Origin of the sequence: Bacillus sp. FSL L8-0193 (assembly GCF_037976065.1) — a bacterium.
GTDB classification, from domain to species: domain Bacteria; phylum Bacillota; class Bacilli; order Bacillales; family Bacillaceae; genus Bacillus; species Bacillus paralicheniformis.
Map to the genome: position 1 here is coordinate 2520529 of NZ_CP150261.1, position 19318 is coordinate 2539846.

General features: G+C 47.1%; 21 protein-coding genes. 8 read left to right on the forward strand and 13 right to left on the reverse strand.

Features of this window, described 5'->3' with window-relative positions:
- Positions 1 to 43: 43 nt before the first annotated feature.
- Genes nikA through MHH76_RS12710 form a run of 6 tightly spaced genes read left to right on the forward strand, consistent with a single transcriptional unit; the run spans position 44 to position 6308 of the window.
- Positions 44 to 1573: a nickel ABC transporter substrate-binding protein gene (gene nikA / locus MHH76_RS12685; protein WP_020452057.1), complete on the forward strand. Its 1530-nt coding sequence runs from the start codon at positions 44 to 46 to the stop codon at positions 1571 to 1573.
- Positions 1570 to 2511: a nickel ABC transporter permease gene (nikB, locus tag MHH76_RS12690; protein WP_020452058.1), complete on the forward strand. Its 942-nt coding sequence runs from the start codon at positions 1570 to 1572 to the stop codon at positions 2509 to 2511. Before nikA ends, nikB begins: the two co-directional genes overlap by 4 nt.
- Positions 2508 to 3338: a nickel transporter permease gene (gene nikC / locus MHH76_RS12695; RefSeq protein ID WP_020452059.1), complete on the forward strand. Its 831-nt coding sequence runs from the start codon at positions 2508 to 2510 to the stop codon at positions 3336 to 3338. The genes nikB and nikC overlap by 4 nt, the downstream gene beginning before the upstream one ends.
- A 1-nt stretch (position 3339) precedes the next feature.
- Positions 3340 to 4179, forward strand: coding sequence for an ABC transporter ATP-binding protein (locus MHH76_RS12700; protein WP_020452060.1), 840 nt, complete (start codon positions 3340 to 3342; stop codon positions 4177 to 4179).
- Positions 4179 to 4964 carry a dipeptide/oligopeptide/nickel ABC transporter ATP-binding protein gene (locus MHH76_RS12705; protein ID WP_020452061.1) on the forward strand — a complete coding sequence of 262 codons (786 nt, stop codon included), beginning with the start codon at positions 4179 to 4181 and terminating at the stop codon, positions 4962 to 4964. Before MHH76_RS12700 ends, MHH76_RS12705 begins: the two co-directional genes overlap by 1 nt.
- Before the next feature lie 15 nt (positions 4965 to 4979).
- Positions 4980 to 6308 (forward strand): MATE family efflux transporter, encoded by a 1329-nt coding sequence (locus MHH76_RS12710; RefSeq protein WP_020452062.1) that lies wholly within the window; start codon positions 4980 to 4982, stop codon positions 6306 to 6308.
- Positions 6309 to 6358: 50 nt separating this feature from the next.
- Here MHH76_RS12710 and MHH76_RS12715 read toward each other — a convergent pair whose 3' ends face one another.
- The 3 genes from MHH76_RS12715 to MHH76_RS12725 form a co-directional block, all read right to left on the reverse strand.
- Positions 6359 to 7000 carry an elongation factor G-binding protein gene (locus MHH76_RS12715; protein WP_020452063.1) on the reverse strand — a complete coding sequence of 214 codons (642 nt, stop codon included), beginning with the start codon at positions 6998 to 7000 and terminating at the stop codon, positions 6359 to 6361.
- 211 nt (positions 7001 to 7211) lie between these two features.
- The gene (locus MHH76_RS12720) at positions 7212 to 7550 is read right to left on the reverse strand and encodes a YolD-like family protein (protein ID WP_020452064.1); all 339 of its coding nucleotides are present in this window, start codon (positions 7548 to 7550) and stop codon (positions 7212 to 7214) included.
- Positions 7551 to 7565: 15 nt separating this feature from the next.
- The gene (locus MHH76_RS12725) at positions 7566 to 8828 is read right to left on the reverse strand and encodes a UV-damage repair protein UvrX (RefSeq protein WP_020452065.1); all 1263 of its coding nucleotides are present in this window, start codon (positions 8826 to 8828) and stop codon (positions 7566 to 7568) included.
- A 274-nt stretch (positions 8829 to 9102) separates the two neighbouring features.
- Between MHH76_RS12725 and MHH76_RS12730 the strand changes: the two genes are divergently transcribed.
- Both MHH76_RS12730 and MHH76_RS12735 read left to right on the forward strand, forming a co-directional pair.
- Positions 9103 to 9315: a YqzH family protein gene (locus tag MHH76_RS12730; RefSeq protein WP_003183240.1), complete on the forward strand. Its 213-nt coding sequence runs from the start codon at positions 9103 to 9105 to the stop codon at positions 9313 to 9315.
- 127 nt (positions 9316 to 9442) lie between these two features.
- Positions 9443 to 10681: an MFS transporter gene (locus MHH76_RS12735; protein WP_020452066.1), complete on the forward strand. Its 1239-nt coding sequence runs from the start codon at positions 9443 to 9445 to the stop codon at positions 10679 to 10681.
- Positions 10682 to 10732: 51 nt separating this feature from the next.
- Here the strand turns inward: MHH76_RS12735 and MHH76_RS12740 are convergent, their stop codons facing one another.
- From MHH76_RS12740 to MHH76_RS12785, 10 genes are all read right to left on the reverse strand, one after another.
- A complete protein-coding gene (locus tag MHH76_RS12740; protein ID WP_020452067.1) occupies positions 10733 to 11116 on the reverse strand; it encodes a VOC family protein in 384 nt (127 codons plus the stop codon).
- Positions 11117 to 11130: 14 nt separating this feature from the next.
- Positions 11131 to 12090: a type I pantothenate kinase gene (gene coaA, locus MHH76_RS12745; RefSeq protein WP_020452068.1), complete on the reverse strand. Its 960-nt coding sequence runs from the start codon at positions 12088 to 12090 to the stop codon at positions 11131 to 11133.
- 246 nt (positions 12091 to 12336) lie between these two features.
- Positions 12337 to 13302 carry an ABC transporter permease gene (locus tag MHH76_RS12750; RefSeq protein ID WP_020452069.1) on the reverse strand — a complete coding sequence of 322 codons (966 nt, stop codon included), beginning with the start codon at positions 13300 to 13302 and terminating at the stop codon, positions 12337 to 12339.
- Complete coding sequence (locus MHH76_RS12755; RefSeq protein WP_020452070.1) at positions 13280 to 13942, reverse strand: ATP-binding cassette domain-containing protein; 663 nt, start codon at positions 13940 to 13942, stop codon at positions 13280 to 13282. Before MHH76_RS12755 ends, MHH76_RS12750 begins: the two co-directional genes overlap by 23 nt.
- 115 nt (positions 13943 to 14057) lie before the next feature.
- Positions 14058 to 14600 (reverse strand): hypothetical protein, encoded by a 543-nt coding sequence (locus MHH76_RS12760; RefSeq protein ID WP_020452071.1) that lies wholly within the window; start codon positions 14598 to 14600, stop codon positions 14058 to 14060.
- 445 nt (positions 14601 to 15045) lie between these two features.
- Positions 15046 to 15657: a bacitracin resistance undecaprenyl-diphosphatase BcrC gene (gene bcrC / locus MHH76_RS12765; RefSeq protein WP_020452072.1), complete on the reverse strand. Its 612-nt coding sequence runs from the start codon at positions 15655 to 15657 to the stop codon at positions 15046 to 15048.
- Between the two features lie 120 nt (positions 15658 to 15777).
- Complete coding sequence (locus tag MHH76_RS12770) at positions 15778 to 16512, reverse strand: ABC transporter permease (protein ID WP_020452073.1); 735 nt, start codon at positions 16510 to 16512, stop codon at positions 15778 to 15780.
- Positions 16505 to 17425, reverse strand: a complete 921-nt coding sequence (gene bcrA / locus MHH76_RS12775) for a bacitracin resistance ABC transporter ATP-binding subunit BcrA (RefSeq protein WP_041817242.1) — start codon at positions 17423 to 17425, stop codon at positions 16505 to 16507. The genes MHH76_RS12770 and bcrA overlap by 8 nt, the downstream gene beginning before the upstream one ends.
- Positions 17426 to 17504: 79 nt before the next feature.
- Entirely contained in the window at positions 17505 to 18539 is a 1035-nt protein-coding gene (locus tag MHH76_RS12780) for a HAMP domain-containing sensor histidine kinase (RefSeq protein ID WP_020452075.1), read from the reverse strand.
- The gene (locus MHH76_RS12785; RefSeq protein ID WP_020452076.1) at positions 18526 to 19242 is read right to left on the reverse strand and encodes a response regulator transcription factor; all 717 of its coding nucleotides are present in this window, start codon (positions 19240 to 19242) and stop codon (positions 18526 to 18528) included. The genes MHH76_RS12780 and MHH76_RS12785 overlap by 14 nt, the downstream gene beginning before the upstream one ends.
- Positions 19243 to 19318 lie beyond the last annotated feature (76 nt).

Here is a 19318-nt window from a genome sequence, read left to right on the forward strand (position 1 = left end):
AATGAGGGTAAATCGAAACCATTACTTTTTGGAGGTGTAACCGATGGCTTACATAGCAAAACGCATGATCATACCGATTGTTTTTCTCTTCATTCTCGCTTCCTGCTCCTCCGGAGGCGCGGACTCGGCGAAAGGTGATGAGAAGAAACTCACCTTTCTTTTCAATATTCCAAGTCAAACCCTTGACCCGAATCTCGATGTCAATTATACGGCGGTCCGCGCCGGCATCAGCGAAACGCTCGTCAAAATCAGCGCTGACCTTTCCATCGAACCTTGGCTTGCCAAGGATTGGGAAAGTAAAGACGGACAAACATGGGTCTTCACCCTTAAAGACAATCTGACGTTTCAAAATGGCAAAAAAGCGGATGCCAAAGCGGTAAAAGCGTCTTTAGAACGGACGATACGCGAGAGCAAAGCGATGAATAACGCCTTAAAAATTAAAGAAATCAAAGCTGCAGGACAAACATTGACGATTACAACAAAGGAGCCTTTTCCCGAATTCCCTTCAGAGTTGGTTCATCCAAACACATCGATCATTGACGTCAGCGCAGCAAACATTTCTCAACAGCCCGTTGGGACGGGCCCTTTTCAAGTTTCCTCTTTTGAGGCCGGCCATAAAATAGAGTTAGAACGGTATGACGATTATTGGGACGGCAAACCGAAGCTGAAGCACGTCACATTTTCGTTTAATGAAGACGCAAACGCCCGCGTCATGGCTCTCCAATCAAAAGATGCCGACATTATTTACAGACCGAGCGTGGAGGATATTGACCAAATTCAAAAAGATTCATCGATTACCGTTGATTCGGTGCCGAGCTTGCGCGTTCACCAGATTCTCTACAATACAAAGAAGGATCATTTCGCTGACCGTCACCTGCGCCGCGCCTTCGACGCATTACTGGACCGCAAAGAAATCGCTGAAAGCATTTTGAACGGGCATGCTCAGCCGGCAGACGGACCTTTCTTAGCGGATTTCCCGTTTTCCGCCGGTACGGTTCAAAAGCCGAGCGGACTGGAAGCGGCAAAAGCTGAGCTGAAAAAAGCCGGCTACGAGCTTGAAAACGGCAAAGCCGTGAAGGACGGACAAGCCTTATCTTTTACACTGCTAACCTATCAGTCTCGTCCGGAATTGCCTTTAATCGCACAAATTCTTGAATCAAATGCGAAGGAACTGGGCATTTCGATTAAGATTCACCAAGTCGAAAATATCGATGAGTATTTGGCGAAGAACGATGATTGGGATTTGGCGACATACAGCTCGATGACCGCGCCCAGAGGCGATGCCGGCTATTTGCTGAACACCGCCTATATGCCGAATGGCGCTTTAAACTACAGCGGCATCGAAAATCAAACCTTGATCAAATGGATTGAGGAATTCAACCGCACAATCGACAAAGAGAAGCGAGACCGCCTTGCTAAAAAAGCAGCTGAATTGATCGAGAAGGAGACATTGAACTCTTTTATCGTCACTCCCGAAAACATCACGGCATACCGAGACGGTGTATTAAATTGGGAAACGAGCAAAAGTGAGTATTATATGCTGACGAAAGATTTGGATGTGAAAACGAAATGAAGCAGATCGCTAAGCGGCTGTTTGAACTGGTTCTATTCTTATTCCTGCTTTCGTTTATCAGCTTTGTATTTATGAAAGCGGCTCCCGGTGATCCGGTGAAACAGATGCTTCGCGTAGATGATGTAGCGGTAACAGACGAGCAGATCGAGGCATTCAAAGAGGAGCTCGGTTTGGACAAACCGGTTTATATTCAATATTGGAACTGGTTTAAACGCTTTTTCCAATTTGATTTGGGAAAATCCTATACAACACACGAACCCGTCATCGACGAGCTCAGCCGGAAATTCCCGGCGACATTGCTTCTGACCGGCGCATCGCTTCTCGTCATGCTGCTGATCGCCGTGCCGGTCGGAACGCTTTCCGCTTTATACCGGGATCGGTGGATCGATCATCTCGGCCGCTTGCTCGCTTTAGTGGGAGCCGCGCTCCCAAGCTTTTGGCTCGGATTGATACTGATCGATCTCTTCTCCGTCAGGCTGAATTGGCTGCCGTCGATGGGAGCCGGAACGTTTAAACATTTGATTCTCCCCTCTCTCACGCTCGGGATCGCGATGTCGGGCGTTTATGTCCGCCTTGTACGGTCAAGCTTGATCGAAAGCCTTGGTCAGGATTTCATCAGATCAGCCAGGGCGCGCGGTATCAGCGAGGCGAGAATTTTCTTCTTTCACGCGTTTCGCCACTGTCTTGTCCCTGTCATCACGATATTCGGGGTCAGCCTCGGCAGCCTGCTCGGCGGCACGGTGATTATTGAAGTCCTGTTTGCATATCCCGGCGTCGGCAAGCTTGTCGTTGACGCCATCGTTCAGCGTGATTATCCGATCATTCAGGGGTACATTCTTTTCATGGGGATCACGGTTGTCCTGATCAATCTTTTGGTCGACCTCTCCTATCGGTACCTCAATCCGGAAATTCGCTTAAAGGAGGCTGGACGCCGATGAGAAAAAACGTCAAACTTATATTCCGAACCAAAACAGGACTGTGGTTCGTGCTGCTGTTTTCCGCGGCGCTGTTCACCGTCCCCTTCTTTTTGCCGTTCGATCCGCTCCGCACAGATATGGCCAACCGTCTCCAGCCGATCAGCTTGCAGCACTGGCTCGGGACAGACCATTTGGGCAGAGATATATTTTCCCGAATGATCGCCGGTGCGAAAGCGACGGTCGGCACCGCCTTGGCCGCGATTCTGATCTCCGTTTTCATAGGCGTTCCCGTCGGGCTTGTCTCCGGCTTTTTCGGCGGACGGCTGGATCGGATGATCATGAGAATCGTTGACGCGGTCATGGCGTTTCCGGACTATATTGTCGCGATTGTTTTAAGCGGTTTGCTTGGCCCTGGTCTGATGAACTTAATATTAGCCGTTGTCGCTGTCAAATGGGTCGGCTATGCAAGGCTGGTCCGCAGCACGGTGTTTTCGGAAAAACAAAAAGATTACATCGCCTTGGCCGAGCTGACGGGCTTAGGCTCCGGGGCGATTTTAAAAAAGCACTTGCTGCCCCATGTTCTCGGCAACGTTTCCGTACTTGCGACACTTGATATCGGAAAAACGGTGTTAATGATTGCTGCCCTGTCCTATATCGGACTGGGTGCTCAGCCTCCATACCCGGAATGGGGCGCCATGCTGAATGACGGAAAACATTACTTTTTGCATGCGCCTCAGCTTATGGTGATTCCCGGTCTTGCGATCATGTTCATCGTTCTGTTGTCCAACCTGTACGGTGATCGTTTAAGGGACAGGTTTGACGTTAAACACAAGAAAGGAGTTTCTTAGCATGCCGATGTTATCCATTAAGGGCTTATCAATCAGCTCCCGACAGCACACCATTGTCAAAAATGCCTCCTTCTCGATCCATGAAGGGGAATGGTTCGCGCTGCTCGGGGAAAGCGGCAGCGGAAAAAGCCTGACCGCTTCGGCCATAGCCGGGCTGCTTCCGGACGGACTAACGGTGTCCGGCGGAGATGTGATATTTGAGGGCCGCCAGATGCTTCAAGCCGGCCGCAAAGCGCTCCGACGCATGCGCGGAAAGGATATCGCCTGTATTTTTCAGGACTGTCACGGAGCATTCACCCCTTTTATACGGATCGGCAGACAAATTGACGAAATGGTCAAAACGCATACCGATTGGTCTAAAAACAAGCGAAGAGAAGCGATTCTCCGCGCTTTTCGGGAGGTTTCTCTGCCGGAAAACAGAGTATATGAAAGCTACCCGTTTCAATTGAGCGGCGGGCAGCTGCAAAGGGCCGCGATCGCTCAAGCGATGGTGCTCCGCCCGAAGCTTCTCATCGCAGACGAACCGACAACGGCTTTAGACAGCATCACGGCCGCGGACGTCTTGCAACAGCTCACCGTGATGCGCGCCAAAACAAACTGCGCCATCCTTTTTATCACTCATGACCTCCGGCTTGTCAAAAGGTACGCCGATCAAACCGCTGTCATGCAAAACGGAGAAATCGTCGAAAGCGGTTTAACCGCTGATTTAATCAGACAACCGGCACATGAATGTACAAGACGTTTATTCGCAGCCGTCCCGCCGCTGAAAAATCCTCCGCCGAGGCTGACAGCCGCGCCTGAAACAAAGGAAGCGGCGCTGGCGGGAACAGGAGGTGCGTGATGACCCATTCAGCAGAAACCGTTCTTTTTGTCAGCAATCTGACAAAACATTACGCTTGCGGCCACAAAGCGGTTGACAATGTATCGTTCTCCATTCGAAAAGGCGAATGCCTCGGGCTCGCCGGCGAGAGCGGCAGCGGGAAAAGCACCCTCGCGCGCTGCCTTCTCCTGCTCGAAAAAATCGATCACGGAGAGATTCGGCTTCATCAACATCCGCTTCCCGGCATAAACAAAAAAGAGACCCGAAGACTGCGCCGAAAGCTGCAGGCTGTTTTTCAAAATCCGGCCGCATCATTGAATCCAAAGCTCAATATTATCGATTCAGTTATGGAGCCGCTTGATGTTTCCAAACAAGACATACCGCCATTTTTAAAGGACTTCCAAGGCAGCCGCCGTCTGACGGCTGAGCGTCTGTTCTCAATGGTCGGCCTTCCCTCGAGCCTCCTTGACCGCTATCCGCATGAATTAAGCGGCGGGCAGCTCCAAAGGGCCTTAATCGCCAGAGCCATCAGCACTCACCCGTCTTTAATCATCTTTGATGAGCCTACGGCAAGCCTGGATGTCACCAGTCAGGCGAAGATCCTCGACCTCCTCAAAGATTTGCAGGATGATATGGGGCTTTCCTATTTGTTTATTTCCCATGATCTGGCCGCTGTCCACTTTATGAGCCATCGCATCATGGTCATGAAAGACGGGCAGATTGCCGATCAATTTAAAAAAGAAGAGCTTTTTTCTGCCGAAAGGCACCCATATGCCAAAAAGCTGCTTCAGGTGTTTGAATCCTAAGGGGGGTCATAAGAGATGAATCACAGACATTATCTAGCACTCGCCGTTCCGCTGATCATTTCAACGATCACCACTCCTTTGCTGGGGGCGGTCGATACGGCGGTAGCCGGGCAGCTTTCCTCCCCTGCTTACATCGGCGGTGTTGCAGTCGGAACGATGATTTTTAATACGATGTATTGGCTCCTCGGCTTTTTGCGGGTGAGCACATCGGGGTTCGCTGCTCAGTCGCTCGGCTCCCAAAACAGATCAGAGAGCGTTTTGGCTCTTGCCCGGCCTGTTTGCATCGCGGTTTTTGCCGGACTGATGTTCATTCTCTTGCAAAAACCGCTTGAATACGCAGCGCTGACGCTGATACAGCCTGACCGCCATACCGCTGAATTCGCCTCGCAGTATTTTTCGCTGAGGATTTGGGGCGCTCCATTTGCTTTAATCAGCTATTGCATTCTCGGCTGGCTGATGGGAATGTCCCTTATCAAAGTGACATTGCTTTTGCAGATTTCGATGAACGTCTTGAATATCGTGCTTGACATCGTTTTTGTCTACGTCTTTCACATGGAAGTATACGGCATCGCTCTAGCCACTTTGATTGCGGAAGTGACGGGCTGCCTGATCGGCTGCTGGCTTGTGAAAACGAATGCCGCCATGCGGTTTAAGCTGCCGTCCGTCAAGGTTTTGTTCGACCCGAAACCGTTTAAAAAAATGATGGTTGTCAACCGCGATCTATTGATTCGGACATTGTGCCTTTTAACGGTTTTTAATTTGTTTACGGCTAAAGGAGCCGGCTTCGGCGCTGAAGTTTTGGCCGCAAATGCGATCTTAATTCAAATTCATTATATGATGGCTTATGTGTTTGATGGATTTGCCAATGCATCGAGCATTTTTGCCGGGAAAGCCGTTGGAAGAATGGATCGGGAACTTTATTCCCGTACGCTTTCCCTTTCGATCCAGTGGTCGCTGATCTCGGCCGCGCTGCTTTCAGTCGGCTACTTTCTTTTGAAAGGTGTAATCCTTCCCTTGTTTACACCGCTTGAAAGCGTTTTGGAACCAGCGAAAACCTACGATATTTGGATCGCTCTCTTTCCTTTGGCCGCAAGTTTCGGACTCGTTTTTTACGGGATTTTTACAGGAGCGACTGAAATAGGCCCGGTCAGAAATTCAATGTTCTTGGCTGTTCTCGTCTTCCTGGCCGCCTTTTTTACCGCTGTGCCCGCTTTCGGAAACCATGGGCTGTGGCTCGCTTTTCTTTTATTCAGCCTTGGACGTTCCGTATTCTTATGTATGGCTGTTCCCGGGCTGACCACCCGTCTCTTCGGAGAGCGAAGTGCTGCAAAAGAGGCAGGCTAAAAGCCAAATCATAAAACCCCCCGGCTAAAGCTTAGCCGGGGGGTTCTCGTTTATTCTTTCGTTAATTGTGCGACGAAATGGTTCAGATGATCCAGCGTCATCACATTTTGATTGCATGTTTCACTGTCACAGCAAATATAATTGCCTCTGTCTGTATAGGTTTCTTTCCCGCTTTTCACCCGGGCCATGAACAGTCCGATCTCTTCGGTCCTGTTGCATATCGCGCAGATTCCTTTTTTATTGCTGGATTTGATGGTGCCGTGTATTCCGGTCAGCTTTCCGCCGGCATCCACAATCATGTACTTTCTGCCTGATCCTGCATCATTCCATCCCAGGTAGGAATATCCGCTGAAATCCATCTGTTCAAAATCGGGCGTCTTTAACTTCTTCACTTTAGAAAATAGCTTTTTAGCGGTTTTTACTGTTATACGCTGAAATGGAATGACATGAGGCTTTAATTCGGCTAAAAAGCGCATCGCTTCACCGCTGTCTTCCACTTCTGCCATCTTCTGCAGCAAAGACTTTTGATCGCTGCTGAGATCAGGAAACAGGTTGAACACTTGATCGAGCGCATTGCATTTCAAAGCGTCAAGTACGTTTTCGTCATTGATGTTCGCATGTCCCTGAACAAGGCTGTCCGTTTGAAACTTAATAAAATTATATTGGTCATTTCTGATAAAAGGTGTCTTCATTTCTGCCAGCTCCTTATTTATGGATCTATATTTAAAAATAAGGTGCAAAGCCGGATGATCAGAAATGATACCTTGCTTTTTTTAGGCGATTTGTTTATAACCCCGCCTCATGCAAAGTATCGCCTTTCAAGATAACAGGCTTTGCATGAGACGCTGCAGTCGGCAAATGAATGTCATTTACCATTTTATCCACCTCCGAATACTGATTCTATTATAAACGACAATCGTATTCAATCTCAATGATATCCTCCATCTTTAAAATGCATATTTCATCCGCCCGGCTTACGATCCGCAGCTCCCTTTTCAGGGCGTCGGCATAGTGAATCCGGCCGGCCAGCGTTTTCACTTCCCCCTGCCGATAATAGGCAAATTGCAACATTCTGTTTTCTGCCATCGCTTCACAAATGATTTCATTAAATTCTTCATATTTTTGTTCATCCAGGATCGGTTTTTTGAGTTTTTGAAGGCTTTCATGATATTCCCTGAGCAATTCCACGTGCTCAGGCAGCATCATGGAAACCCATTTGATACTGCCTCTGTCGCGAAGCATAAATGATTCTCCTTTCTATGCCTGATGGCCTCCGACCAATTTTGACCGCAGCCGGGCCGTCCCGGCGTTTGTATAGGAAACAGCCCGCAAAAGCGCTGTTGATCCGTGCCGTTCTCTGATGCCGTCCATCACGTACCCGAGCTGCCGCTTCTTTTCCTGATCGGGACGAAAAAGATCAAGCTGCATATTGGTGTCGTCTTGAATATTGGACAAAGAGACGGAAATTTTCCGAACCGTTTTGCCGGCATAAAACCGCTCGAACAATGCCAGACATGTATGGTAGAGATCAAGGGTGACATTTGAAGGGCTTTCCATTGTTTTTGAACGGTAAAACCCGCCGCCAAGCTCATCGCGGCTGTATTCGACGCCAAGACTGACGGTCCGGCCCGCCTGGCGGTGGGCGCGCGCCCTTTTGGCCACTTCTTCACACATTTCAAGAATGACATGCTTGACTTCCTCCGGATTCGGATAATCGCGAAGCAAAATCTGGCTTTTTCCATAGCTGACCTGCCCCTCCAAGAGCGGCGCTCCGATCGCTGAAAGGTCGATGCCCCAAGCGTGATAATAGAGCTGGTTTCCCATCACCCCGAATGTTTTCTCAAGCCGCTTGAGATCATAGTGAGCCAGCTGACCGACTGTAAAAATCCCCATCCGGTTTAACGTCTTTTCCAGCCTGGAGCCGATTCCCCACATGCGGCGCAGCGGAGACAGCGGCCACAGCTTCGTTTTCACGTCTTCGTAGCCCCAGACGGCCACCCCGTCTGCTGATTTTTTCGCTTCAAGATCAAGGCACAGCTTTGCCATCAGCAGATTCGGTCCGATTCCGACAGCACAGGGAAGGCCAAACTCCCTTTCCATATCATCTTGAATTTTCATCGCAATCGTTCGGGCGTCTCCCCACATGCTCTTAACACCGTCCACCTGAATAAAGCTTTCATCCACGCTGTACGTATGAATGGCATCAGGCGGCACATAGCGGCAGAACAGCCGGGTGAGCTCTGTAGAAACACGGACAAACAGCCCCATCTTCGGATTGACCAGCTTGATGCGCGGATCATCCGGCAGCTGATAAAGCCTTGTTCCCGTTTGAACGCCGAACTCTCTTTTCAGAGCCGGAGAAGCAGCGAGAACGATGCTCCCCTGCCGCTCCGTGTTTCCGACAACCGCCAGCAGGCAAGTCATCGGATCAAGTCCGAGCAGGACTGCGGCACAGCTTGCATAAAAGCTCCGCATATCAACGCACAAAACCGAACGCGACGGATATTGACCGTAATCCATCTCTCTCCCTCCAAAAAGAACTGATGTTCGTACAATTAGTGTATGAATACTATACTCCGAATATACGTTCGATTTCCAGGCGTAATTTTATCCAAAGAAAATCCTGGCTGAAAGCAATAAAAAACACCTTCTTTGGAAAGAAGGTGACATGGCGGATCATTCCAGTTCGGAATGCCGCCGCATTCGGTTTAATGGCTCAAATTGAAAGCTCCCTTGAGAACCTCGTTTTTTCCTAGTAAGATAAAAGAAAAAGCGCTCCTAAAGGAGAAGAAAAATGGATGAGAAACTGATTGAAAAAATGCTCGGACAGGCGCTGAAGCAGTACGGACGCAATGTTGCAACCGATCCGCTCAGCCCCGGCGAAAAAGAAATCCTGAAGCTGGCTTTGCAGGAAAGGCGGATCGAGGAACCGAATGAGGGGCTGCATGCCCATATCGAGGATGTCATCTATGATTATGTCACAAATCAAGGCTTGTTCTCATCATAAATCGATTTTTCCTGTCGGCTTCCTTTATGCAGGAAGCCTTTGATCATCCAGCATATAGAAATTCCTCTATTCACCGCCATCTGTTTCATGTATGATAAACAAATCAAAACGTAACGGAGAGTTTATCATGAAACAAAAATGGCAGAACATCCACCCGCTCAGCTGGACCATTATTGTCGGAACCATTTTCGGACGTATGGGCACAGCCATGAGCATCCCTTTTTTAGCAATTTATTTGACACAAGTGAAAGGCGCCTCTTCAGGCTTTGCCGGCGCCGTCATTGCAGCGAGCTCTCTGATCGGAATTGCGGCAAGCTTTTACGGCGGGTACTTATCAGACCGGTTCGGCCGGAAAACCATCATGCTCGTTTCGATTTTCGGCTGGACGTTCGTGTTCGCCGGTTTCGCACTCGCCGATCATGTCTGGACATTCTTTGTCATGAATGCCTTAAACGGATTATGCCGCGCCTTGTTTGAACCGACTTCAAGAGCGCTGCTTTCAGACGTATCAAAACCCGAAACGCGCCTTTTCGTCTTTAATCTCCGCTATACCGCGATCAACCTCGGCGTCGTCTTCGGTCCGCTTTTAGGCCTGTACCTCGGATCTTCAAAAACGACGCTGCCGTTTTTCATTGCGGCTTTCATTTATTTTATTTATACGGCGGTGCTGGTCATTCAATTTAAACACCACACCGTACCGGCAACTGAGCGGAATAAGCGTATAAAAGTGCGGGACGCGCTGGAGGTGACAAAAACAGACCGGGTATTTACGATTACACTAATCGGTTCGATTCTTTGTTTATTCGGGTATTCCCACTTCACATCGACGCTCGCACAATACATGGCGGCCAGCCCGTTTATCGAAGACGGGACGAAAGTGTTCGGCATGATGCTGACGCTGAATGCCTTGGCCGTGCTTGCCGTACAGTACCCGATCGTACATATCGCCAAACGGTTTTCACCGATTTTATCGCTGATTGCCGGAAATGTGCTGATTAGCGGAAGCCTGTTCAGCCTCTCGTTTTTCCACGATCTATGGTCCATCGTCTTGATCATTATCGTGTTTACGATCGGGGAAGTGCTTCTCTTTTCGATGATGGATTTACTGGTCGACCGGATTGCCCGGCCTGAGCTGAAAGGCACTTACTTCGGGGCTATGGGCTTCACCCAGCTGGGAAGCGTGGTCGGCCCTTGGGCGGGGGGAATGCTGCTGGACGCCTTTGGAGCGGAAAAGCCGTTTTTCACTTTTGCAATCCTGGCTGCTGTCACCATTTGCGGCGTTCCTTTCCTGGTGGCAGCCTTCCGGAAGCTCAAAATAGAAGAAGCAAAAGTCAAATTAAGTTCGAAAAAAACGATGGAGCATTAAGTGAAACCAGGCCGGCCCGGTCAAAGGCCGGCCTTCCGGCGGACGCCCGCCTCAAGGCGCCGCAAGTTCGACTTTGATGCGATCGGGATCTTCGGTATACAAGGCATAATGCCCGCTTCCGCCGGCAAACGGATGTCTGTCTTCATATAAAATGCGGCATCCCCGCTCCCTCAGTTTCATTGTCATTTCGTCGACTTGTTCTTTGGATGCCGCGTAAAAAGCAAGATGGTTTAAGCCGACGCGACACCTGTGATAACCCGCTTTGACAAACTCCTCTTTCGCCTGCACAAGCACGAGATAGGCGCCGTTTGCTTTCCAGCTGATCCCGTCTTCCCATTGTTGAAAAACCTCATAGCCGAGCTCGCCGAGAAACCAGCCCCAAAAGCGCTTCGACGCTTCCAAATCTGAAACATACAGTTCAATATGATGGATCATGCAAGCCTCCTCTTCTACACCCGTCTGACGAGAATCTCTTCCACCTTGTGGCCTTCACCTTTTCTCAAGATTAAATCAGACCGGAATTTTGTAGGCAGAATGTTCTCATACAAATTCGGACGGTTGACGGTCTCCCATATTGACTTTGCCATATGGTCCGCTTCTTCGTCCGCAAGGTCTTTGAATTTATGGAAATAAGAACTCGGATCTTGAAATGCCGTCTCTCTGAGCATGCGAAAGCGTTCAAGATACCATTTGATAATGAGGTCTTCTTCGGCATCCACATAAATCGAGAAGTCAAAAAAATCGGAAACGAAAACCCGCGGTTTTGTCCGGTCGTCTTCGATCGTCGGTGTCTGCAGCACATTGACACCTTCGATGATGACGATATCCGCTTGTTCAACCGTTTCGTAAACCCCTTCCAATCTGTCGTACGTTAAATGGGAGTAAACGGGTGCGCGAACGATTTCCTTGCCGGATTTTAAATCGTTTAAAAACTCAAGCAATGCTTTGACATCGTAGCTTTCCGGAAACCCCTTCCGCGACATCATCTGTTTTTCTGTCAGCACCGCATTGGGGTAAAGAAAACCGTCGGTTGTGATCAGACTGACTTTCAGCCGTTCCTGCAAACGGGAGAGCACAGTCTGAATGATGCGGGCCGTCGTGCTTTTTCCAACCGCGACGCTTCCGGCAATCCCGATGATGAACGGAATTTTGGCCGCGTGCGGATGGTTCAAAAAACCGTTCACCCGGGTGTTCCGTTCATATTGAGTTGTCCGGTGTAAATAAAGCAGCCTCGCCAGCGGAACATAAACGGTTTCGACTTCTTCCAAAGACAGATAGTCATTTAAACCTTCAAGCCTTTTTACTTCCTCTTCGGTCATTTCTACCGCCATATGCCCGCCGAGATTTGCCCAGGCATCGCGGGTATGACTCGTATATAACGTGTGCAAATTCAAATCCTGATTCGCCATTGTTCTCACCTGCCCTCTGTTCAAAAGCTGTTTACTAAAAAGTTCATGAATTTCTGAGACCGCTTTATTATTATATAGAATTTTTTGAATATTTACGAGGAACAAGGTTTCAATCAAAAAAACCGCCTCATCCAGAGACGGCAGATTCTGTTGTTCCAACCGTTTGACACTCGACTGCCAAACCTGAGCCAACGGGCATCCGTCGCTTGCAAAAGAACAAAGAGCGCAAGTGCCTGCGCTCTTTGTTCAAACGACATATTTGCTTTGCCTGTGCGCCATATAATAAGTAACCGCAGACAGCAAGCCGACGGATGCGGCTAAAATGATGACGACCGGAATCATGTCCACCTTCACCGGTGTAAACAGTTTAAAGCCGCCGCTGAAACTGAAAACCGCATGCCCGAGATTAGACAGCAGGTTTTTCAAATCGAACCTGCCCAAAGCAGGGATAAGCAGGCTGTAAACGATATAAAGCAAAGCAGGCGTAATAAAGCTTCTGAAGAGGACGCCCAAATAAAATCCGATCGTCGAAAAAATGAAGCTGACCGCCAAAACGACAACGAGCTGAAGCGGGATATTGCTTTTTGAAACAGCGGGTATTGTGAACTCGCCGACCGGTATGGCCCTTGAAGCCAGGGAATAAAAGACGAGGCTTGACACATATGCCGTACATACAACGGCGATCACGGCGGCAGCCATCACCATGTAAACCGAACACTGTTTGGCCAACAGAACGGATTTCCAATCATGACTGACAGCTTTCACTTTCACCGTCTTGAACCTGATGTCGTAAGAGGAGATATAGATGGCATACAGTGTAAAAGCCAAGGGAAAAATGATGAAGCCCATCAGCTCAAGCGTCATGATAACCGACTGCTTGGGCTCCAGATGATGGAGGGACAAGACGAAATTCTCATAGTCAAACCTTAAAATATTTTCGACGATCTCTCCGTCGCCATCCTCGCTTTTCAGCTCCCCTTCCTTCACCTTGACGGGCGACGCCAGCGCCTGCTTAATATCGATGCCGAGTTCTTTATATTCGTCTTCAGTCTTTTTAAACTGCTGATAGCTGTCAATTGTATTTTTATAATGTACATATATGTATCCGGATGAAATGAATAATAGAGGAAGCAATAAAATGACGAGCATTTTAGAATACGATTGAAATGCAAGCTCTTTTTTGAAAATATTATAAATATTCTTTATAGACATCGCCCAATTCTGCTCCATTCGTTTTAAAATTGTCTATGTGGATAGCTGAACCGTCTTTCAACACGTATAATTGATCGACGATTGAGGAATAAAACTCAAACTGATGGCCGGCGGCAACAATCGTCATCGTGCTTGACCAGTCATTGATCAGCTTCTGAAGCTCCATCATGGACCGGTAGTCAAGCCCGTTTGATATCTCATCCAAAAACAAATATGACGGTTTGTTTAATGCAGCGATCATTAAAGCCAGCTTTTTCTTTTGTCCGTATGAATAGGTCTTCACCTTTTTTTTCAGCAGCGCCCGGCCGAGGAACTTTTGCGATAATTGTTCCAGCTCTTCTTTGCCGGCAGGTTGATTGATCAACAGTTTAATATTTTGATAGCCGCTCAGATGATCGTAAAACGGGGAATCGTCATAGATGACGTGCACTTTGCTCCTGACGGCTTCAAGCGGCTCGCCGTCGTACAGAATGCCGCCTTCGAAATGTTCCAGCTTGAGCAGGCATTTCAGGAGCGTCGTTTTCCCGGCGCCGTTTTCCCCCATCAGGAAGGTGACTTTGTTTTTTTCGATATTCATGTTGAGACGGTTGAATACCGTTTTGTTTCCATAAGATTTCGTCAGGTCATCGATTTTGATCAATTTAAAAAACCCTTTCTTGCATCAGGATGGTGTTGCAACATTCTCCATTATACAACGCTGCCATTAATTTCAAAATAGTCTTTTAGCAGCGTTGTATGAAATGGCTTACGGCAAATTAATCATTTCCGTATTTTCCTTTTTTATTGACCCACCTTCTGTCTGTAAAGGTTGAGCTGGCGAATTCAACATCTCCCCACGGTGTAACGGTACCGAAGCTCAGCGTTTTTTTCGCTCTCCATTTGTGAAGCCCTGAAGACTTATAATACCTTTTAATCCCCTTTGCCCTCACGACATTTGGAAAGACGTAGCCGACATCCTGCGATCCGCTGCTTTTCGATATTTTTTTGCCGTTGTAGTACCAGTCGATATAATCTTTCGACCAGGCGAGGAAGCTTCCCCTTTTAATTGTGAGCCTTTTTCCTGCATATGCCGTCACACCGCTTTGGACAGATGCCTGTTCAGGAAGTGATTGCACGTATTCTGTCTTGGCTTCAAGCAGTTCCTTTTGCTCACTTGTCAGCTGCCCGTCCTCAGCAGCCGCAGCGAATGAGGATGGAACCAGGAGCGCCGCAGACAAAGAAAACCCTAAAATCGCTTTTTTCATTTCGTTTCCCTCCGTATTTTTGATCATATTCGTATGTACGTCTTCAGCTGCCATCCATAAGCTACTGCCGCATCCAAAACAATTTGAGGTCCGAGTTCTCTCATTTTAATGGATGAAAAAATAGATTTCTAGCAGAATGGACCATTTTATCATTACCTATTGGAAATTATCACCTCCTATATATATTCGATATTATACCATATTTTTACTTATATTCAATTCCTATTATTTGGAATTTTTGTCATGGGCAGCTCGCACCTTTTATAATGAGAATGAAAAAAGGAGGAAGAAGAGGAACCTATACTACCTGGAATGCGATTCAACAGCTGAAAATTCCTACTCGTAAAAAACAAAGCACTCGACAGACCGTCTTCCTTCATGGAGACGGTCATATACTCTTACTGCCAGGAACCGCCTTAAATTTGGAGGATGAGGAAGCCGAGCGTTTATTTGTGAGTGCACATAGCAAAGGCTGCCTAATCCAAGGCAGCCTCATCCTTTAAAAGTTCTTCGATTTATCGTTCGATTTGTTTTTGGAAGGAACAATCCGCTGTTCCACCTTTTCATAAAGGGACAGCATTTGATGAATAAATGACAGCTTCGGTGCTGTCCAGAATACAAACAGAGCTGACAACACGCCAAGAAGGGCTCCCGCCGCAACGTCGAGCGGATAGTGAACGCCCGACCAAATGCGGGAAATTCCCACGGCAAACGCAAGTACAAGCCACAGCCAGCCCGTCTTTTTGTGAAACAGAAAGATTAAAAAACCAATTGAAAAAAACAAAATCGTATGGTCGCTCGGAAACGAATTGTCAATTTCATGCTCTATCAGCTTGTTGACATTCGGAAGCGTTGCAAACGGTTGATAGTTGGAATGCAGAGAGCCCATGATTTTCCCGAGAATTTCGGCAACCACAAATGCGATGACTGCATAAATGACCATCAATCTGTTTTTTGTCGTCCGGGTCAGCCAATAAACGACAAGACCTAATGCGAGAAAGTACATCATATATTCGGCTAGAAAGTAAACGACCGGATTCAGCATCGAATACTCTTTTCCCAAATCATTAATGAAACGAAAAGCATCAATATTTAATTCTGAAAAAGACATGTTTCAATCTCCTTTTTTGTACTTTTATTCTAAATATATCCATTTAAATTGTGCAAAAAAGCCTTATCGGAATGAGGAATGTGCAAACATGTGTCACACATTCCCTTAGACTCTCCTGCATCAATGAATATCGATTTTTTTAAAGTAAACGATTGTCGCGGCTAATCCAAGAACGGTTGTGGCGGCAACACTGATAAAAGAATATTCGGGCGGATATTCCGGAAAGAACGTACCCGAAGCGATCACCCATACCGCTGACCAAGGGAATAAAGCGCTGTATTCCGTGCCGTATACCATAATGCTGACCATTGATATAATGATCGTAAAGATAATGGTGGGCACGTAGTTTTTAAACAGCAGTGTCACAAATATAATCGGACTGACCAGGAAGAAAAGAAGTGCCCCGCCTATCATAAATTGTTTAAACCCTTCAATTAAAACCGCCGAACTGAGCCCTTCAAACTGACCGATCAGCCCGAACAGCAGCGTCAGCACCCAGGCGATTAACGTCAGCATCATGATCCAAATGAGAAGCAGAACCAATTTGCTGACAATCAGGCTGATTCTTGAAACAGGAATCGTCAATAGATTCTTTAGCGTGCTTTCAGCGTATTCCCGATTGAATAAATATGATGTAATCACACCATACAACGGGACTCCGATCAAAAGCACAATATACAGGTTGGTATCGGAAAAGGTCTCACTGAAGCGAATCGGTACATCAGGGTACTTGGCTTTTTTAGCCAAAGACGATATAAAACAGATGAAAGGGGCTGCCGCCGCTCCCAAGATGCTGACCAGAAACATCTGTGAACGTTTCAGCTTCAGCAATTCGGTATATAGCAAATTAGCCAATCGTCCCGCCCCCTATCAACTTCACGAAGTAGTCTTCAAGACTGTCTTCGCTCATCGTAATCTTCAATACGTCTATTCCGTTTTCGACAAACAATTTATTGAGCTTTCCCTGCTGGCCCAAATGGGAGTATACCCGGATGATCCCGTCCTGGTGAACTTCGTAGTCATGAATATCAAAATGCTGTTCCATCAGAACGACCGCTTTATTTTGATCGGATAATTGAAATTCCAGATATTTGCGGTTTCTTTTTTTAAGATGGTCAAACGGAATTTCTTCAAGCAGTTTTCCTTCATGAATGATCCCGACATGATCGACGAGCTGTTCGATTTCAGACAAAATGTGGCTTGATATAAAGATGGTGATGTTTCTTTCTTTGGCGAGAGAATGAATGAGTCTTCTCATTTCTTTGATCCCGATCGGGTCCAAGCCGTTTGTCGGCTCGTCCAGTATCAACAGCTCCGGATAGTGAAGCAAGGCTCTTGCAATTCCCAGCCTTTGTTTCATGCCCAAGGAAAACTTGCCGACGAGCTTTTTCGTTTCATGCTGCAGGCCCACGATCTCCAATACTTCATCGATCGCATTTTTTTTATGGATACCTATGATTTTCGCATTGATCAGCAGGTTTTCCCTCGCCGTCAAGTTCGCGTAAAAGCCGGGCACTTCCACGATAGATCCGATTCTTCTTAAAATTTCTTTTTTATTCTTGAAAAAATTTTCTCCGAAAATTTCTATCTGCCCACTGGTCGGTTTGATCAGACCCAGCAGCATTCTGATCGTCGTCGTTTTGCCGGCGCCGTTCCGTCCCAAAAAGCCGTATATATCTCCTTGTTTTACATTGATATTGAGATGGTCTACAGACTTTTGCGACCCGTACATTTTCGTGAGATCCGTCGTTTTAATAATTGTGCTCAAAGTTGATCCACTCTCTTTCACTAGCCTTATAACTACATCATAAACAGAAGGATTTAACTTCTTCTTAACCAATTCTTAATTAATTCTTAAATGATTGGAGATGGTTTTGTTTAGGCAGCGAAAAACCAAACGTCGTTTTTTCCCACGGGACGCTCTGTGCCCATATGCGTCCGCGGTTTTTTTCGACGAGCGATTTGGCGATGGCAAGCCCCAGGCCGCTCCCGTCATCAAGGCTTCTCGACCGGTCTCTGCGGTACATTCTATCAAACACGTTTTCAATCTCGCTTTCCGGAATTCCCGGACCTTGATCCCAGATGAGAAGCTGATATTCATGCTCTGATTCCGTCAGTTCGATTCCAAGTACTTTTCCCGCTTTTCCATAGTGAATCCCGTTTCTCACGATGTTTTCGATCACGCGGATCAAGCTGAGACGATCTGCGATAACAAAGCATTTCTTTTCCGGAATCTGCACATTCAAATCAATGTCATGTTTTTTCAGTTCCGGCAAAAAGTCGATCAGCGTTTCCCTAGCGACTTCGGCAAGGTCAAAAAACTCTGTTTTCAACTGGACTTCATTCGCGTCCAATTTCGCCATGTTGAATATTTCATCGATCAATTGCTTGAGGCTGTTGGATTTTTTAGAAAGGATATTGAGATATTCCTGTTTCTCTTCTTCTGAAGAAGCGACCCCGTCTTTTAATGCATCAACATAGCCAATAATTGATGTGAGCGGCGTTCGGATATCATGGGAAATATTAGACAGCAGCCGTTTTCTGGCCGCTTCCGATTTTGCGGCGTTGATTTGAACTTTTTCAAGCTGCTCTATCAATTCGTTAATGGAAAAAATGATTTCATTAAACGGCTGACCGCCTTTCGCCAGCAATCTTCTTCTTAAATTTCCATCCGCCACGCGCTTCAGCTCGGTTTCGATCAGCTTTAAGCGATCGATGAAGCGAAGCCTCATCGTAAACAGCAGCGCGGTAACGGCAAACAGAAAAATAAACAGCATTGTGCTGAAAACCCCAAGGGAAGCCGTTTTCATATAGATGAACAAAAGTGCTGCAATCGCCGCACATTGCAGAATGAGAAGCAGCAGCTTTTTATCGGTCAGCATCTTTCTCACCTACAAACTTATAGCCAATTCCCCAAACGGTTTGAATAAATTGCGGATCGGAAGGGTCCGGCTCTATTTTTTTTCTCAGCCTTCTGATATGCACCATGACCGTATTATCATCTTCTATGTATTGATCGCTCCATGCGTTTCGAAACAGCTGCGTTTTCGTAAATACCTGCCCCGGATTTGAGGCGAAAAATTTCAGCAGTTCAAACTCCTTCGCCGTCAGGGAGATCTCCTGTCCGCCTGCGGTGACCGTATATGTTTTCAAATCGATGGTCAATCCTTTAAATTGAATCAACGATTGTTCATCGGAGCGGCTTTCGCTGCCGAGGACCAAAAAGCGCCTCAGCATGGCTTTGATCCGCGCAAGCACTTCGTTCACGCTGAAGGGCTTTGTTATATAATCGTCAGCACCGATGGACAGTCCTAAAATTTTATCGCCTTCAAGGTCTTTGGCGGTCAGCATCAGGATCGGAACATTCGTATGATTCCTCATCCTTCTGCAAACCTCGATGCCGTCGATTTTCGGCATCATCACATCCAATATCACGAGGTGGTAATGGTTTTGTTCAAACAGCCTTAACGCATCTTCTCCGTCAACTGCCACGTCAACCTCATAACACTCTCTTTTTAAATAGGTTTTCAATAAATCTCTGATTTCTTTTTCATCATCCGCTATGAGCACTCGAATGGCTTCCACTTGGTTCACCCGCTTTTATTTTGTCTTGATAGATATTCACACCGCAGCACCCGCTGCTGCTTGTTTTTTGAAATAT

Bases quoted from the DNA above. Each gene is read 5' to 3' on its own strand.
- nikA (WP_020452057.1), top strand. From the start codon at position 44: ATGGCTTACATAGCAAAACGCATGATCATACCGATTGTTTTTCTCTTC.
- nikB (WP_020452058.1), top strand. From the start codon at position 1,570: ATGAAGCAGATCGCTAAGCGGCTGTTTGAACTGGTTCTATTCTTATTC.
- nikC (WP_020452059.1), top strand. From the start codon at position 2,508: ATGAGAAAAAACGTCAAACTTATATTCCGAACCAAAACAGGACTGTGG.
- MHH76_RS12700 (WP_020452060.1), top strand. From the start codon at position 3,340: ATGCCGATGTTATCCATTAAGGGCTTATCAATCAGCTCCCGACAGCAC.
- MHH76_RS12705 (WP_020452061.1), top strand. From the start codon at position 4,179: ATGACCCATTCAGCAGAAACCGTTCTTTTTGTCAGCAATCTGACAAAA.
- MHH76_RS12710 (WP_020452062.1), top strand. From the start codon at position 4,980: ATGAATCACAGACATTATCTAGCACTCGCCGTTCCGCTGATCATTTCA.
- MHH76_RS12715 (WP_020452063.1), bottom strand. From the start codon at position 7,000: ATGAAGACACCTTTTATCAGAAATGACCAATATAATTTTATTAAGTTT.
- MHH76_RS12720 (WP_020452064.1), bottom strand. From the start codon at position 7,550: ATGCTTCGCGACAGAGGCAGTATCAAATGGGTTTCCATGATGCTGCCT.
- MHH76_RS12725 (WP_020452065.1), bottom strand. From the start codon at position 8,828: ATGGATTACGGTCAATATCCGTCGCGTTCGGTTTTGTGCGTTGATATG.
- MHH76_RS12730 (WP_003183240.1), top strand. From the start codon at position 9,103: ATGGATGAGAAACTGATTGAAAAAATGCTCGGACAGGCGCTGAAGCAG.
- MHH76_RS12735 (WP_020452066.1), top strand. From the start codon at position 9,443: ATGAAACAAAAATGGCAGAACATCCACCCGCTCAGCTGGACCATTATT.
- MHH76_RS12740 (WP_020452067.1), bottom strand. From the start codon at position 11,116: ATGATCCATCATATTGAACTGTATGTTTCAGATTTGGAAGCGTCGAAG.
- coaA (WP_020452068.1), bottom strand. From the start codon at position 12,090: ATGGCGAATCAGGATTTGAATTTGCACACGTTATATACGAGTCATACC.
- MHH76_RS12750 (WP_020452069.1), bottom strand. From the start codon at position 13,302: ATGTCTATAAAGAATATTTATAATATTTTCAAAAAAGAGCTTGCATTT.
- MHH76_RS12760 (WP_020452071.1), bottom strand. From the start codon at position 14,600: ATGGCAGCTGAAGACGTACATACGAATATGATCAAAAATACGGAGGGA.
- bcrC (WP_020452072.1), bottom strand. From the start codon at position 15,657: ATGTCTTTTTCAGAATTAAATATTGATGCTTTTCGTTTCATTAATGAT.
- MHH76_RS12780 (WP_020452075.1), bottom strand. From the start codon at position 18,539: ATGCTGACCGATAAAAAGCTGCTGCTTCTCATTCTGCAATGTGCGGCG.